The organism is Treponema sp. UBA3813 (assembly GCA_002368605.1).
In the GTDB taxonomy this organism is placed as follows: domain Bacteria; phylum Spirochaetota; class Spirochaetia; order Treponematales; family Treponemataceae; genus Treponema_D.
On sequence record DFEB01000005.1, the window covers coordinates 16,006 to 29,906 of the forward strand.

A 13,901-nucleotide genomic window follows, 5' to 3' on the forward strand; every position below is an offset into this window, starting at 1 on the left:
TTCCTTAGAGCAAATCCTTTATGGTCTCCAAAAAAACTTCCCCGGCGCGAGTGAACTGCTGCTTCCGTCGCCAGACTACATACATATTCGTCGTGAGTTCAGGCATGAGGGGCTTAAAGCAAAGGGGAGAATCTGCGCTGGTGTCTACAAGCCCGTCAAAGGTGAGAAGATAGCCAACTCCTTCCCTTGCAAGGACGCTTCCGTTATAAGTTAAATCCAGGGTCGCGACCACATTGAGATTAGCCGTGTCGTCGCCGAACCATTTTGGCAGATCCGCAGAAAGAGCCTGTCGGGAAACCATAAGGGGCTTGTCGATTAAATCGCCCGGCTCAATAAAATCCCGTTTTGCAAGCTGGCAATCCCGGCGCATGACAACGCCCCAGCGGTCAACGGCATGAACCGTGAGGGAATTGTATTTTTCCACATCAACATTCTCAACGATTACGGCAAAATCAAAAAGACCTTTATCAAGTTTTTCAAGAACCCGCTCGCTGTCACCTGCATAAAGATGGTAGCAGATTCGGGGGTGCGTTTTTTTAAGATGAAGGATACACTTTGCGAGGAAAGAAATGTTTCGGCTTTCGGCACAGGCGATGGCAATGTCACCGGAAATTTCGTCATCCTTGAGGGATTTAAAATCCTGCATGGTTTTGTCCGCCATGAAAAGAATGTCTTCCGCCCTCTCCCTCAAAAGCTCCCCCGCTGGGGTGAGGCGGATGGCGTAATTGGTGCGCTCAAAAAGTTTTTCCCCCAGCTCCCATTCCAAATCCTTGATTTGACGGCTCATGGTGGGCTGGGTCACATTGAGATTTTCCGCCGCCTTGGTGATGTTTCCCAATCTGGCAGCTTCCAGAAAATATTTTAATACACGAAGTTCCATGGCTTCCTTCCTTACGATTTCGTATTATCTGTTACAAAAGATTCTGTAAAGTGGATGATAACATGACGCATCTCAAACAAATAATCTTTTTGGGCGCATCCCTTCGGTCGTTCGTTTGCTTTCGCTCACTACCTCCCTACGGGTCGGGCTACTACAGGTTCCGCCTTTCGGCTTCATTGCTACGCAACGCTACGCGCCTTTCGTATCCCTTGCGCAAAAGCTCATTCACGGACAAGTTCTTTCGTTGCAGCTATTTTGTCATCCGCATAACTCACCACGTCTTTTATTACCAGCTTCTGCATCGCGCTGATAAAATCCTGCATAGCCTCATAGTCGGGCACACCGTTGCGGACTGGGAGCAACATTTTAAAGCCAAGACTTTGGGAGCTTCGCAATTTGTGTCCGTATGAATATTTACCAACAAGCGACTTCCCTATTGACGCTGTAAAGAAAAGCATTTCTTCTTTCGAGTATTCTTTTTCATCACTCCAATATGCGCCTGTGTCATCACCCAGACCGTAGGCAAAACTGCGGTAAAACGTATTTCCGAAAATATCGACCGTAAGCGAGTTTGCAGGGAATGAAGCGACAGGATTAGAAATATAGTTTACAACCCCTTTATTTGTTACTCCAGACATCACAAACGGAATGTTACCTGCCTTTTGGTCATCTTTTTTAAGACGTCTGCCCTGTTCAATATGATTAAAGATTTCATCATATCTGAATTCCTGCCATTCCAATGTATCAAAATTCTGAAGCGCAAGCTTCTCTCTTTCCGTAAGCGTAGCGTCGGAAAGTCCGCTTACCGTTAGGTAAGCGGAAAGTTCGCGTATACGCTCCTCTTCGAGTTCGCGTATAAAGCTCTCCATAAAATCAAAGTCGATTTCGTTGTTGGCAGTTGTAGGAAGAGACAAAACACAATCTTTTGCCACTTTCCAATGTCTAGAATATCCTAAATTTGGGATTTGCTTTTGCCAAGTTGCAATCATAAAAAGTAATGCAAGAATATTGTTTGTACAGGGCAAAAGAACTTTTACATTATCAAGGACTGAAAAACTTTTTTCGGCAATATTCACAGTTCTTGTGTGGTCTCCAAAAGTAATATAAACAGGTGTTTCTTCATTACAAATAAATTCAGGATTATCTGTATAGCCAATTATGCCATTATTTGTTGATTCAGAAGAATATACAGGAAAATCTGAATTATCATTTGTATCTTCTTTTGAGAGCATTTTAGATATTTTCTGTATTCTAAACAAGTCTCCGACTTTGTATTCGCCCCACTTGACTGCCTGCAGTTTTTCGCCAAGCGGGGCATCTATTTTCCCAAACCGCTTTCTCCGTCTGTTCCGTTCGCTTGATTTTTCAAAAGGTTGGAAACTTCCCATGCAAGATAATCGGCAACAGTTTTCTTGAAGTCCTGCAAAGTCGGCTTTGTGTCTACTGGCGCGCTCTGGTTCCAGTCATCTCCGCTGTCGGTTATGAAACCCTCGTAATAGATTTTGTCCAAATCCCACAGCTCTTTTGAAACTTTCGCGCTCTTCCCCGCATTATAGATTTTTACGATGTCAGTGTATCGCTGTGTCGGGTTGTCCTGTTCAATAAGCCCTCGCTTTGTGCGTTTGTATCCGTCGTTTGAGAAATCAATGAACTTTACGGTCTTTTCATAGTTATGCGGCTTGTGAGCTTCAAAAATATATATGTTTGTCTGTACGCTTGCCATCGGCTCGAATAAATCAACAGGCATTTTTATGCTCGCCAAAAGCGTGTGATTTTTCAAGATTCGCCGGTTTGAGCTTACGGCTTTGCCGCTTCCCGCGCTGTTCTGAATGATAATTGCCCCCAATCCACCCTTTTGCATTTTGTCCAAACCAAAAGCAATGAATGGCATCCCGTTTTCATCGAATGTGAAAGGAGGATTCAAAAGCACTCTGTCAGCGGCAAAGTTCGTGTACAGTTCTTCTGGTCTGTCAAACGAGCTTCCCTTTTGAATGTTTGAAGAGCCGTCGCCGCGAAGAATCATATTTGTTGCGGCAAGAGTAAACATTTCGGCATTCAGTTCCACACCCAAAAGCCGCTCCTTTTTGATTTTTGCAATCTCTTCATTTGCCGCGCTTGAGCCTTTTGTAAACTTATCGTTCGCACTTTGAATCATCAGCTCCATTGCACTGATTAAAAAGCCTGCGCTTCCTGTTGCCAAATCCATAACTTTGTTGTCATAAGAAATATCAAGAATTTGTGCCATCAGTTTCGTAACATAAGGAGGTGTCAAAACAATGCCGATTTCTTTTCCATCACCGAGAGCATACTTCAAGAATTCAGAATATAACTCACCCATTATGTCCAGATGCGAACCAAAAGCGTCAATCTGCTTGTAGATGTTTTCATAGATAAATGTGAAAATCTGCTTGTTAGTGCTGCACTCTTCTTGCAACAGTTTTTCTACTTGAGGAAAGAGCTTTGTGCTGTCGTCCCTCTGCTTGTCTTTTGAAATCTCATTGAACGAAGCAAGCATAAGGCTTGATTTTTCCTGCGGAATATTTTTCGCGTTTAAAAACTCTTTTATCTGATTCGTAATAAGAACGCCGTCACGCCTTGTTTCTGTATGGATGCCTTTCAAGTCGTCTGGAGTAAGCCCGTTTTGTATGATTAAGCCGTCAGCGTCAAGAATATCCTGCATTGCCAGAAGCATTCCTGAAACATACAGAACACGCTGGGGAGCGGTGATGTTGTGGTTGTGCATGAGCTTGTTCAGTTCTTTTGCATAGCGGTCAAAGTCGTTTTTGCTACGGATTAAAAGGTCGTGCTTGTCTTTTTCGGTAAGAACGCAGTCTTCATAAAAAAGAGCGAATGTCTTTTCGTTTTCCACAAAGTTAAGCGATGTGTATTTCGTCATCGGCTTTATGGTCTTGAACGAAGAACCGTAAACAAAATAAACCGCTATCTGAACATTGCTTTCATTGTCGCCCGCAATGCCCACAGCAACGACTTCTTTATATTTTCCGCTGGCAATCATCTGCGTAGCGTAATAAATCGCACCGTTCACCGCAAAGCCGCTTATTGATTTGTTATCTTCCTTTATGCCGTCCGCATTTTGTGCGATGAGTTTTTTCAAACTCAGTTTATCCTCGAACACAATCGGAATAACGCCGTTTTTGCACTTGTATTTTTCAATATGAAAATCAGGCTTGCCAAAATTGCTCTTATTTTTCGTTTTTGCCGAACCTTTTAATGCTTCTTTCATATATTCCGACATTCCAGACTCGACATTGTAATCAGCAAGTTTTTCCAGTTTCAGCGAGGCAAACACATTTTTTACATAATCGTTTACATCGTCTTCAAGTTTCCAATTTTCTGTATCAGTCGTTGCCATATTTCTATTTTCCTTTCGTTCTATAATAATCTAACACAATGTCTCATTTTTATTAAGGGGGGGTGTTGCGGGGGATTTCCCCCCGCAGAAAGGGTAGACCGCAACGAAGTGCGGGCGTAGGGGAAGGCTTTCCCCTTTTAATGACAATTGAATTTACTGTCATTCCTAAAAAGCATAACTAGCCATAGAAACAAAATATTGGTAATAACCGCGCTTCTCAGCTATATTAAAAGCATAGGGATACCCTTATGAAACTTACCAAATCAATCGTACTTGCAGGAATTGCCCTGGCACTTACAGGGACATCCTGCAGCAAGGAGAAGACTATGGCAGCCCCCACAAAAGCAAAAATCAGTTCAGGCTCTGAGCACTACACCTTTGAGCTTGCAGAAAATGTAAGCCGCACGAAAGTTACCTTCCGAAACCACTTTGGCATTGAGCTCTCAGGAGACTTGTACGCGCCGAAAAATGCCGCAGCAAAAGGAAATGCCGCAATCGCAATCTGTGGCCCCTTTGGTGCGGTAAAGGAACAGGCAAGCGGATTCTATGCAAACGAGATGGCAAGCCGGGGCTACATAGTCCTTGCTTTTGACCCAAGCTACACCGGTGAGTCCGGCGGAGAGCCCCGCTACATGAACAGCCCTGACATCAACACCGAGGACTTTATGGCGGCCGTGGACTATCTTTCAACCCGCGACAACATCGACCCGGAAAAAATCGGCATCATCGGAATCTGCGGCTGGGGCGGCATGGCCTTGAACACTGCCGCAATCGACACCCGCATTAAAGCGACTGTTGCCTCAACCATGTACGACATGAGCCGGGTGGCCGCAAACGGTTATTTTGACAGCGCAAACTCTGCCGATGCAAGGAACGAAGCGAGAAAAGCTCTGATGGCTCAGCGTATCGAAGACTTCAAGGCTGTGGAAGCAGGCGGAACTTACAAACTGGGCGGCGGCGTTGTAGACCCCCTCCCGGAAGACGCACCGTATTTTGTAAAGGACTACTACGACTACTACAAGACTCCCCGCGGCTACCACGAGCGCAGCCTTAACTCAAACGGCGGCTGGAATGTGACGGCAGGAACTTCCCTCATGAATACAAAACTCCTTGCCTATTCAGACGAAATTCAGAACGCGGTCATGGTTCTCCACGGCGAAAAGGCCCACTCCCGCTACTTTGGAGAGGATGCCTTCAAGCGCCTCACAGGAGACAACAAAGAATTGGTGATTATCCCCGGAGCCAGCCACACCGACCTTTACGACGGCGGCGACAAGAACTACATTCCTTTCGACCGACTGGCGGAATTCTTCGGAAAGTATTTGAAGTAGAAAAATAAAGCATTACAATGATGGAAAATCTGTCATCGTAATGCTTTTTTTTTAGCTTGAGTTTTAAAAAAGTTTTCTGATAATTTTCCCCATGTTGATTTTTATACCAACTCCCCAGATAACACCTTTTCGTACATATTTTTCGTAATCTGACGGAATAATCTTGTCCGATTCTTCGAAAATGTATTTGTAGCCTGCATGAAGGTCTAGGGCTGCATTTTCATGAATCCGCCACTTCCAGCCTAATTCTGAAATGAAAGAAATAAAATTGCTTTGGGCATTTTCTCCGTATTCAGAAGTGTCGTAAGCTAAATAATCCATGCCACCGCCCAGGGAGAGATACAATTTATCCAAGGAATTTGATAGGGGATAATATTCAGCGGCAAGGGAAAAATTTACCGTGGGGAAAAGCGAGCCATCTCTGATGAAAGTGCAGTGCTGAAATCCTGCTTTGAATGCCGTGTGATAGACCAGATATTGCTCGTAGGAACAACCTAAGCCCCAGCCGTTATTTGAAAGGCCGAGAATCAAGGCTGAAAAGTCCAGTGAAAAAATTCTTTTTCGTCCTTCTGTTTCCTTTTTTTCTTCCTGAGGAAGAGAACTTTCGGTCTGAGAAAAGCTTTCATCCTTTGCCCCGCCTTCCTCTGCATGAAGGGGAAGTGATGTGAGGAGCAAAAGGATGAAGGGTAGAAAAAATCTGCCCTTTTTTAGATTCCGATTCACGATTTTTTGAATTCGCTTTTATTTTACGACAACATTGATCAATTTTCCTGGAACAACGATGATTTTTGCAACCGTCTTACCTTCGGTGAACTTTTTGAAGCCCTCGGTTTCTTTTGCCATGGCTTCAAGCGTTGCGTTGTCTGTGTTGGCGGCGGCCTCGAATTTTGCCCGGAGCTTACCGTTAATCATAACCGGGAATTCTTTCGTGTCGTCCTTGCAGAACTCTTCGCTGAAGACAGGCCATTTCGCGTAAGCGCAGGATTCTTTGTGGCCCAGCTTTTCCCAAAGCTCTTCCGCAATGTGGGGAGCGTAAGGAGAAAGAAGAAGGACAAATCCCTCCCACATTTCGCGGGGCAGAGAGTCAAGTTTGCTTGCCTCGTTCATAAAAATCATCATCTGGCTGATGGCCACATTGAAGTCAAGGTTGTTTGTGTCCTCAGTGACCTTTTTGACAGTCTTTGCGTAAGTCTTTCGCAAGGCTGCCAAATCTTTGTCCAGCTTTCCCCTGATGTCGATGTCAGAGAGCGGCTTCTCGCTCATGTTCCAGATTTTGTCAAGGAAGCGGTTTACGCCGATTAAGCCTTGGGTGTTCCATGGTTTTGAGACGGTGAGCGGCCCCATGAACATTTCGTACATGCGCACGCTGTCCGCTCCGTAATTCTGAATCATCTCGTCCGGGTTGACGACATTTTTGAGGGATTTTGACATTTTGGCGATGACCCGCTCAAGTTCCTCACCGTCTTCTTTTGAATAATATTTTCCATCCCTTTCTTCGACCATGTCTACCGCAACGAGAGACTTGCTCTTCCTCTGGAAGGCGAATGATGTAATCATGCCCTGGTTGATAAGGCGCTGGAAAGGCTCTTTCGTTGAGACAAGTCCCAAATCATAAAGAACTTTGTGCCAGAATCGTGCGTAGAGAAGGTGAAGAACGGCGTGCTCGGCGCCACCCACATACAAGTCAACTGGCATCCAGTAGCTTTCCTTTGCCTTGTCAGCAAAGCATTTTGTGTTGGTCGGGTCGATGTAGCGCAAATAGTACCAGCAGCTTCCAGCCCACTGAGGCATGGTATTTGTCTCTCGGCGGGCTGGCTTTCCGCATTTGGGGCACTTGCAGTTTACCCAAGAGTCGATTCCGGCCAGAGGGCTTTCGCCGGTGCCTGTCGGCTGGTAAGTCTTTACATTCGGCAATTCAAGAGGAAGCTCTTCTTCTGGGATTGGAACGATGCCGCAGTCCGGGCAGTGAACCAAAGGAATTGGCTCGCCCCAGTATCGCTGGCGGCTGAATACCCAGTCGCGGAGCTTGTAGTTTACTGCTTTTTTGCCGATTCCCTTTTCGCCAAGGAATTCCAGCATTTTTGCGATTGCGTCTTTTTTGTTGAGTCCGTTTAAGAATTCTGAGTTTACATGGATTCCGTCTTCTGTCCATGCCTGTTTCTGAACATCAACTTCGCTTTTAAGGACTTCTATGATTGGAAGGCCGAATTTCTTTGCGAAATCCCAGTCTCGCGTGTCGTGGGCAGGAACGGCCATGATGGCTCCGGTTCCGTAAGAGATGAGAACATAGTCAGCAATCCAGATTGGAATGAGTTTTCCGTTTACCGGGTTAATTGCGTAGCTTCCTGAGAAAACGCCGGTCTTGTCTTTTGCAAGGTCGGTTCGCTCAAGGTCGCTCTTTTTTGCGGCTTCGGCCACATATTTTTCAACGGCTTCTTTCTGCTCAGGAGTGGTGAGGGATTTTACAAGTTTGTGCTCTGGGGAGATTACCATGTAGGTCGCGCCAAAGAGGGTGTCGCATCGGGTTGTGTAGACAGTGAGCTTCTGCTCCGTGGGCTTTCCGTCCTTGTCGGCGACGGTGAAGTTGACTTCCGCGCCTTCTGAGCGGCCAATCCAGTTTCGCTGCATTGCCTTGACGCTCTCCGGCCAGTCCAAGCCTTCCAAATCTTCAAGAAGGCGGTCTGCGTAGGCGGTGATTTTTAAAATCCACTGGCGGATTACCTTGTGAGTTACCTGAGCGCCACAGCGGTCACAGTGGCCTTCTTTTACTTCCTCATTTGCAAGACCTGTGAGACAGCTTGGACACCAGTTGATCGGAGTCTCGGCCTCATAAGCCAGGCCTTTTTTGAAAAGCTGGAGGAAAATCCACTGAGTCCACTTGTAGTAGTCCGGTGTACAGGTGCGGATTTCCCGGTCCCAGTCGTAGCTGAAGCCCAGGGCTTTAATCTGCTGGGTGAAGTGCTCGATATTTGCGTTTGTGGTTGTGGCAGGATGAGTGCCTGTTTTAATCGCATAGTTTTCTGCAGGAAGACCGAAAGCGTCGTATCCCATGGGGTGAAGGACATTGTAGCCATTCATGCGCAAAAAGCGGCAGTAAATGTCGGTGGCGGTGTAGCCTTCCGGGTGGCCTACATGAAGGCCGGCTCCCGACGGATAAGGGAACATGTCAAGGACATAGCGTCGCTTTTCTTTTGGAACTGAAGGATCTTCGACGGCTTTGAATGTTTTGTGCTCGTCCCAGTATTTCTGCCATTTTGGCTCAATTGTTTTAAAAGGATACATTTTTATCTCCTGAATTTTGACGCGGATTTACGCAGATGAACGCGGATGGGATTTTTATAAACTAAAATAATCTGTGTTAATCTGTGGATAAATAATAACAGATTGCAGAAAAATTGAACAGTAGAGAAAAAATGCGCGCCCTGAATAATAATTGCCTTATTTTGCTTTACAGTTGATGTAATTTGCATTATATTTTTTAGCAAGGAAGGTTGATTATGGCACAGACGATGGTAAATTTCAGAATGGACACAGAAGAAAAAAACTCATTTGAAGATGTTTGCGGGCAGCTGGGCTTGACGATTACGACGGCATTCAAAATGTTCGCAAAGAAAGTTGTGCGGGAACGCAGAATTCCCTTTGACCTCTCTCTTGACCCATTTTATTCCGAGAGCAACATGGAGCATTTGAAAAAAATCATTGATGATGTGGACAGCGGCAGGGCAAAATTGACCGAGCACGAGCTGATTGAGGTGGACTAGTGAAAATACTTTGGCACGAAAAGGCATGGGAAGATTACTGTGCATGGCAATCAGAGGATAAAAAAACATTAAAAAAACTAAACTCACTCATCAAAGATATTCAGCGCGATAGTTATAATGGAATTGGCAAGCCCGAACCTTTGAAAGAAAATTTGTCAGGCTGGTGGAGCCGTCGAATTGATGATAGCAACCGTATTGTTTACAAGCAAGACGGCGAGCATATAATTATCGTTTCCTGTAGGGGGCATTACGAATAAAAAACTGTGCTCCCTGAATAATTCGCTAAAAGGTCTTTGCACACTTTCGGGCTTTTTTTAGGGCTGATTCCGGCACTTCTTTCATGCCCTTGGTTCCGGCCAGGCGGATTTTCCTTGTGACTTTAAATCCTGAGTATCCCAGTATTTCTTTGAGGGCTTTTTCGGCTTTTGTCGTCTGGGCGGCGAGGATGTTGAATGGGAAAGGCGTGGTGCAGGAAGTGATGATGACGGCTTTTTTGCCCTTGTGAAGCGGAAGGGGAAGCCCCAGCTTTGACTCTCCCATCATTGAGGCAACCAGCCTGTCAAAAAGGCATTTTAACTGGCCGTTTATGTTTCCCCAGTAGACAGGGCTTCCCGCGATGATTCCGTCGCAGTTTTTGATTTCTTCGGCGATGCTGTGGGCGTCATCCTGGGGAAGAATGCAGCTTCCTTTTGAGCGGCAGGCCATGCAGCCGGCACAGGGCTTGAACATAATAGAAGAAACATCTATGAATGTGACGGAATCGCCTTTTTCCAGCAGGGCTTTTTCGGCAGTGTGAAGCAGCCGGGAGATTTTTCCATTTTTTCGGGGACTTCCGTTCAGAATCAGGATTTTCATGAGCTTCCTCCTTTAAAAACTCCGCGTTAGCGGCCTTGCATAATGTTTTATTCCGTAAAAATTGAATCCATCCACAAGCTGATGAATCTGTCCGTGAAAGCCAGCTCCTTTTCCCAGTATTCCACATCGCTTTTTTTGAGCAGGACAGATTCGATGCATCCCCACAAGCCTGAGACCAAAATGCCAATGTCCAGACGGGGATTTTCTGAACGGGCGGTGCCTTTTTCGATTGCCTTTTTAAGAAGTTCTTCGCCCGTGCGGTTACAGACATAGTATTCTTCGATAAGCTCTGGGCTGGCATCCTCCGCGGATTTGATTCCTTCCATGACAAGAAGGGAGAGCCGGGGATTTTCAAAGCACCAGTCGCGGAAGACAGAAATTGCGTTTTTGGTCTGATTTTTGAATGAATCTCCTTTTTCTGTGGCCTCTTTGATTTTTTCGTTAAGCTCGTAAAGACAGTCCAGGGAAATTTCCTGAAAAAGTTTGTCCTTGTCCCTGTAGTAATGATAGATGCTGGTGGCGGTGATTCCGCAATTCTGTGCAATGTCCCTCATGCCGATTTGGTCGGGATTTTTCTGCATAAGCAGTTCAAGTGTCCGCTTTTTTATGAGGGGCATTATATTTGGATTGGGATTTCGCATGATTCCTTCCTGTGCAGTGATATTTAACAGCGATAAATTAACATTGTTAAATAATATTGTCAAGACTTTTTCCCAATTTGAACTTTTAAGGTTGCTAAAGAAATCGCCTGAAAAAATTACATTCATCATCATTGCAGAAAAATTGAACAGTAGAGAAAAAATGCGCGCCCGCTATGAAGCTGTGGCGAAGCCAGTCGAAAGCGTAAGCGGACGACCGCGCGTGAGCAAGCAGCGGAACAGCGGTAGACGATAAAATTGCGCCCTAAAAATTCATCTTCACTTTAAATGTGAATTGCTGTACAATGATTCAATATTCTTTATTTAAGAGGCTTTTAGAAATGGCAAAAGACATTTATGACACATTCCGTGACATCGGTATCATTCCTGTTGTCGCAATTGAAGATGCTTCAAAGGCAGCTGACTTGGCTCACGCTCTCGTAAAGGGCGGTCTTCCTGCTAGCGAGGTTACTTTCCGCACTGCATGTGCTGCAGAGGCTATCGAGGCTATGATTAAGGCTGAGCCTGACATGCTCGTTGGTGCTGGTACTGTTCTCAATGTTGAGCAGGCAGAAAAGGCTGTTAAGGCCGGTGCAAAATTCATCGTTTCACCGGGATATAATCCTGATGTCGTTGACTGGTGTATCAAAAACAATGTTCCAACTATGCCTGGTATCTCTAATCCTTCAGAAATCACTGCTTGTATCAACAAGGGTGTCACACACTTGAAGCTTTTCCCTGCTGAGCGCAAGGGCGGATACAAAATCATCGATGACTTCGGTGGTCCTTTCCCACAGTGTACATTCATGCCAACTGGTGGCGTTACAACTGAGAATGTTGGCGAATATGCAAAACGCAAGAACATCCTCTGTATGGGCGGTACCTGGATGGTCAAAAAGCCACTCATCGAAGGCTGCAAATGGGACGAAATCACCCAGATTTGTAAAGACGCTGTAAAAGCAATGCACAACTTCCACATCGATCACTGGGGAATCAACGCTAAGAACCCTGACGACGCTGCAAAAATCGCTGAAGGCTTCGATCCATTCGGATTCGCTGCAAAAGTCGGCAACTCTTCAATCTTCGCTTCTGACCAGATTGAAATCATGAAGCAGGACGGTCGCGGAACTCACGGACACATCTCTGTAGTCTGCAACAATGTTGAGCGTGCTTTGGCTTACCTTGAGAAATTCGGATTCAAACCTGTTGCCGGAACAGAAAAATGGACTGGCAAAGAGAACGCTTCTCCACTCAAGGTCGTTTACCTCGACAAAGAAGTCGGCGGATTTGCAATCCACTTGAAACGCGCATAATTTAGACGCAGATACACGCAGATAGATGTTCGTCTGCGAAAAAAATAACCTCAGTCATGCTGTTTGTGACTGAGGTTATTTTTTTGTTATACGATTTGTAAAAAAATCTCTGTGAACTCTGTGCCCCTACGAGCACAGCTCTTCGGGAGACTCGCTAAAATTGCCCTGCAATTTTTACGCTCCCTATCTGTGGATTATTTCTCTGACAAGTCAATCAGCGTGGTGACTGGAGTTGGAGCGAGTGCTTCGCGGTAGTTCAGCTCCGGGATGCCGATGATTCCGAAGAATTCTGCCACAGTAGCGCCGCCCTGTTCAATGAGATTTTTGCTGGCGTTCAATGTGCCGCCAGTTGCGATTAAGTCGTCAATTACGAGATATTTTTTGCCTTTTTCGATGTCGGCCTTGTGGGCTTCGATTGTGGCTTCCCCGTATTCAAGGGAATAACTTGCCCGGTAGACATCGCCAGGGAGCTTGCCTTTTTTGCGGATTAAGACCAGCGGAAGACCAAGACGGTCTGCCAGAGGGGCTGCGAAAAGAAAGCCCCGTGACTCAACGGCTGCGATTGCGTCCGGCTTTCGCTCAGAGTAAATTTCTACCATGCGGTCAATCGCGTGCTTGAAAGCGGACGGGTTCGTGAAAATGCTTGTGACATCAAAAAAGAGAATGCCGGGTTTTGGAAAATCTGGAACACGGCGAATTGCCTTATCTAATATTTCATCATAAATTGCTGTAGACATAACAAATTATTCTAACACTTTGACCGCTTATCGTCTATCATTTTTAGATCGCAGTTATTTCTTTACCGTGCGGATTGACCCCATTTTGAGCCTCTGCTCACGGGTGTGGGAAAGCATGTCCCGCAGGGCATCTGCATTTTCTTCTTTTATATAAGTCTTGAACCGCTCCATCTGCTTTTCAAAATTTTCGATGTGGGTGACCAGCTTTTCCTTGTTGGAGATGAAAAGCTCCGTCCACAGGGGGGCGTTAATCATGGCGATTCGCGTCAAATCCTCGAAGGAGCCGCCGCCAAAAGCCGTGATTTCGGGGTCTTCGGCACTTTCCACAAGGGCACTGGCGATTACATGGCAGAGCTGGCTTGTAAAGCCGATTTTCCAGTCATGGGTGTCGCAGGTGGTTTCGGTGATTCGGGTAAAGCCCATTTCGGCCACCAGTGAGCGCATGAAGTCAAGGTTTTCGGCCTTGTTGAAGTCACTGGGGCAGAGAATGTAATTGTGGTTGACGAAAAAGCGGGCGTCGGAATTGGCATAGCCTTCCTTTTCGCCCCCGGCCATGGGGTGCCCGATGATAAAGTCTGTGTCGGCCCGGAGAATTTCCGGCATGGATTTTTCAAAAATGCCTTTCACGCCGGAAATGTCCGTGATGATGGCTCCGCTCTTAAAGTGATTCCTGTGTTCTTTCATGAAATCCAGCGTGGCATGGGGATAGAGGCACACGAATACCACATCGCATTCAGGGAGCATTTTTGCCACATTGTCGCTGGTAAAGGTTTCGTCGGCAACGCCTTCACTCTTTGCCTGAGAGAGACAGGCCGTGCTTCGGTTGCAGACGAGGATTTTACCCGTGCTTCCCGCCTGACTTAAAATGTTCTGACGAATGGATTTGGCGAAAGAGCCGCCCATGATTCCCAATCCTACTATTCCGTATGTCGCGTGTTTCAGTTCCATAAAATCAGTTTAACAGATTTTTTTAGGGGGGGGAAGTCTCCTGTCCGTTCCAAATACATTTAGGA

Annotated in this window: 13 protein-coding genes; 4 read left to right on the forward strand and 9 right to left on the reverse strand. The window is 45.9% G+C overall.

Annotation, left to right across the window (positions count from 1 at the left end; genetic code table 11):
- Positions 1-4: 4 nt before the first annotated feature.
- The 3 genes from B2089_RS00345 to B2089_RS00355 all read right to left on the reverse strand — a co-directional run bounded on the left by B2089_RS00345 (position 5) and on the right by B2089_RS00355 (position 4,253).
- Positions 5-880 (reverse strand): LysR family transcriptional regulator, encoded by an 876-nt coding sequence (locus B2089_RS00345; protein ID WP_296321591.1) that lies wholly within the window; start codon positions 878-880, stop codon positions 5-7.
- Positions 881-1,101: 221 nt separating this feature from the next.
- Positions 1,102-2,268 (reverse strand): restriction endonuclease subunit S, encoded by a 1,167-nt coding sequence (locus tag B2089_RS00350; RefSeq protein WP_296321588.1) that lies wholly within the window; start codon positions 2,266-2,268, stop codon positions 1,102-1,104.
- Complete coding sequence (locus B2089_RS00355) at positions 2,199-4,253, reverse strand: HsdM family class I SAM-dependent methyltransferase (RefSeq protein WP_296321585.1); 2,055 nt, start codon at positions 4,251-4,253, stop codon at positions 2,199-2,201. The genes B2089_RS00350 and B2089_RS00355 overlap by 70 nt, the downstream gene beginning before the upstream one ends.
- A 248-nt stretch (positions 4,254-4,501) precedes the next feature.
- On the opposite strand from B2089_RS00355, the gene B2089_RS00360 reads away from it, so the two are divergent.
- Positions 4,502-5,584, forward strand: coding sequence for an alpha/beta hydrolase (locus B2089_RS00360; protein ID WP_296321582.1), 1,083 nt, complete (start codon positions 4,502-4,504; stop codon positions 5,582-5,584).
- A 63-nt stretch (positions 5,585-5,647) separates the two neighbouring features.
- On the opposite strand, the gene B2089_RS00365 is transcribed toward B2089_RS00360, so the two are convergent.
- The gene (locus B2089_RS00365) at positions 5,648-6,259 is read right to left on the reverse strand and encodes a hypothetical protein (protein WP_296321580.1); all 612 of its coding nucleotides are present in this window, start codon (positions 6,257-6,259) and stop codon (positions 5,648-5,650) included.
- A 66-nt stretch (positions 6,260-6,325) separates the two neighbouring features.
- Entirely contained in the window at positions 6,326-8,866 is a 2,541-nt protein-coding gene (gene leuS, locus B2089_RS00370) for a leucine--tRNA ligase (protein WP_296321578.1), read from the reverse strand.
- A gap of 215 nt (positions 8,867-9,081) precedes the next feature.
- On the opposite strand from leuS, the gene B2089_RS00375 reads away from it, so the two are divergent.
- Positions 9,082-9,345 carry a type II toxin-antitoxin system RelB/DinJ family antitoxin gene (locus B2089_RS00375; protein ID WP_296321576.1) on the forward strand — a complete coding sequence of 88 codons (264 nt, stop codon included), beginning with the start codon at positions 9,082-9,084 and terminating at the stop codon, positions 9,343-9,345.
- Complete coding sequence (locus tag B2089_RS00380; protein WP_296321573.1) at positions 9,345-9,602, forward strand: Txe/YoeB family addiction module toxin; 258 nt, start codon at positions 9,345-9,347, stop codon at positions 9,600-9,602. Before B2089_RS00375 ends, B2089_RS00380 begins: the two co-directional genes overlap by 1 nt.
- 25 nt (positions 9,603-9,627) lie before the next feature.
- On the opposite strand, the gene B2089_RS00385 is transcribed toward B2089_RS00380, so the two are convergent.
- Both B2089_RS00385 and B2089_RS00390 read right to left on the reverse strand, forming a co-directional pair.
- A complete protein-coding gene (locus B2089_RS00385) occupies positions 9,628-10,200 on the reverse strand; it encodes a flavodoxin family protein (protein ID WP_296321570.1) in 573 nt (190 codons plus the stop codon).
- A 47-nt stretch (positions 10,201-10,247) separates the two neighbouring features.
- Positions 10,248-10,841 carry a TetR/AcrR family transcriptional regulator gene (locus B2089_RS00390; RefSeq protein ID WP_296321567.1) on the reverse strand — a complete coding sequence of 198 codons (594 nt, stop codon included), beginning with the start codon at positions 10,839-10,841 and terminating at the stop codon, positions 10,248-10,250.
- A gap of 338 nt (positions 10,842-11,179) precedes the next feature.
- On the opposite strand from B2089_RS00390, the gene eda reads away from it, so the two are divergent.
- Complete coding sequence (gene eda, locus B2089_RS00395) at positions 11,180-12,151, forward strand: bifunctional 4-hydroxy-2-oxoglutarate aldolase/2-dehydro-3-deoxy-phosphogluconate aldolase (protein WP_296685297.1); 972 nt, start codon at positions 11,180-11,182, stop codon at positions 12,149-12,151.
- A gap of 194 nt (positions 12,152-12,345) precedes the next feature.
- Here the strand turns inward: eda and B2089_RS00400 are convergent, their stop codons facing one another.
- Together B2089_RS00400 and B2089_RS00405 are read right to left on the reverse strand one after the other, a co-directional pair.
- On the reverse strand, positions 12,346-12,876 hold the full coding sequence (locus B2089_RS00400; RefSeq protein WP_296323521.1) for an adenine phosphoribosyltransferase: 531 nt from the start codon (positions 12,874-12,876) through the stop codon (positions 12,346-12,348).
- A 66-nt stretch (positions 12,877-12,942) separates the two neighbouring features.
- Positions 12,943-13,836 (reverse strand): prephenate dehydrogenase, encoded by an 894-nt coding sequence (locus tag B2089_RS00405; protein ID WP_296323515.1) that lies wholly within the window; start codon positions 13,834-13,836, stop codon positions 12,943-12,945.
- Positions 13,837-13,901: the final 65 nt, after the last annotated feature.

Coding starts and splice junctions, on each gene's coding strand:
- B2089_RS00345 (WP_296321591.1), bottom strand. CDS start 880: ATGGAACTTCGTGTATTAAAATATTTTCTGGAAGCTGCCAGATTGGGA.
- B2089_RS00350 (WP_296321588.1), bottom strand. CDS start 2,268: ATGGGAAGTTTCCAACCTTTTGAAAAATCAAGCGAACGGAACAGACGG.
- B2089_RS00355 (WP_296321585.1), bottom strand. CDS start 4,253: ATGGCAACGACTGATACAGAAAATTGGAAACTTGAAGACGATGTAAAC.
- B2089_RS00360 (WP_296321582.1), top strand. CDS start 4,502: ATGAAACTTACCAAATCAATCGTACTTGCAGGAATTGCCCTGGCACTT.
- leuS (WP_296321578.1), bottom strand. CDS start 8,866: ATGTATCCTTTTAAAACAATTGAGCCAAAATGGCAGAAATACTGGGAC.
- B2089_RS00375 (WP_296321576.1), top strand. CDS start 9,082: ATGGCACAGACGATGGTAAATTTCAGAATGGACACAGAAGAAAAAAAC.
- B2089_RS00385 (WP_296321570.1), bottom strand. CDS start 10,200: ATGAAAATCCTGATTCTGAACGGAAGTCCCCGAAAAAATGGAAAAATC.
- B2089_RS00390 (WP_296321567.1), bottom strand. CDS start 10,841: ATGCGAAATCCCAATCCAAATATAATGCCCCTCATAAAAAAGCGGACA.
- eda (WP_296685297.1), top strand. CDS start 11,180: ATGGCAAAAGACATTTATGACACATTCCGTGACATCGGTATCATTCCT.
- B2089_RS00405 (WP_296323515.1), bottom strand. CDS start 13,836: ATGGAACTGAAACACGCGACATACGGAATAGTAGGATTGGGAATCATG.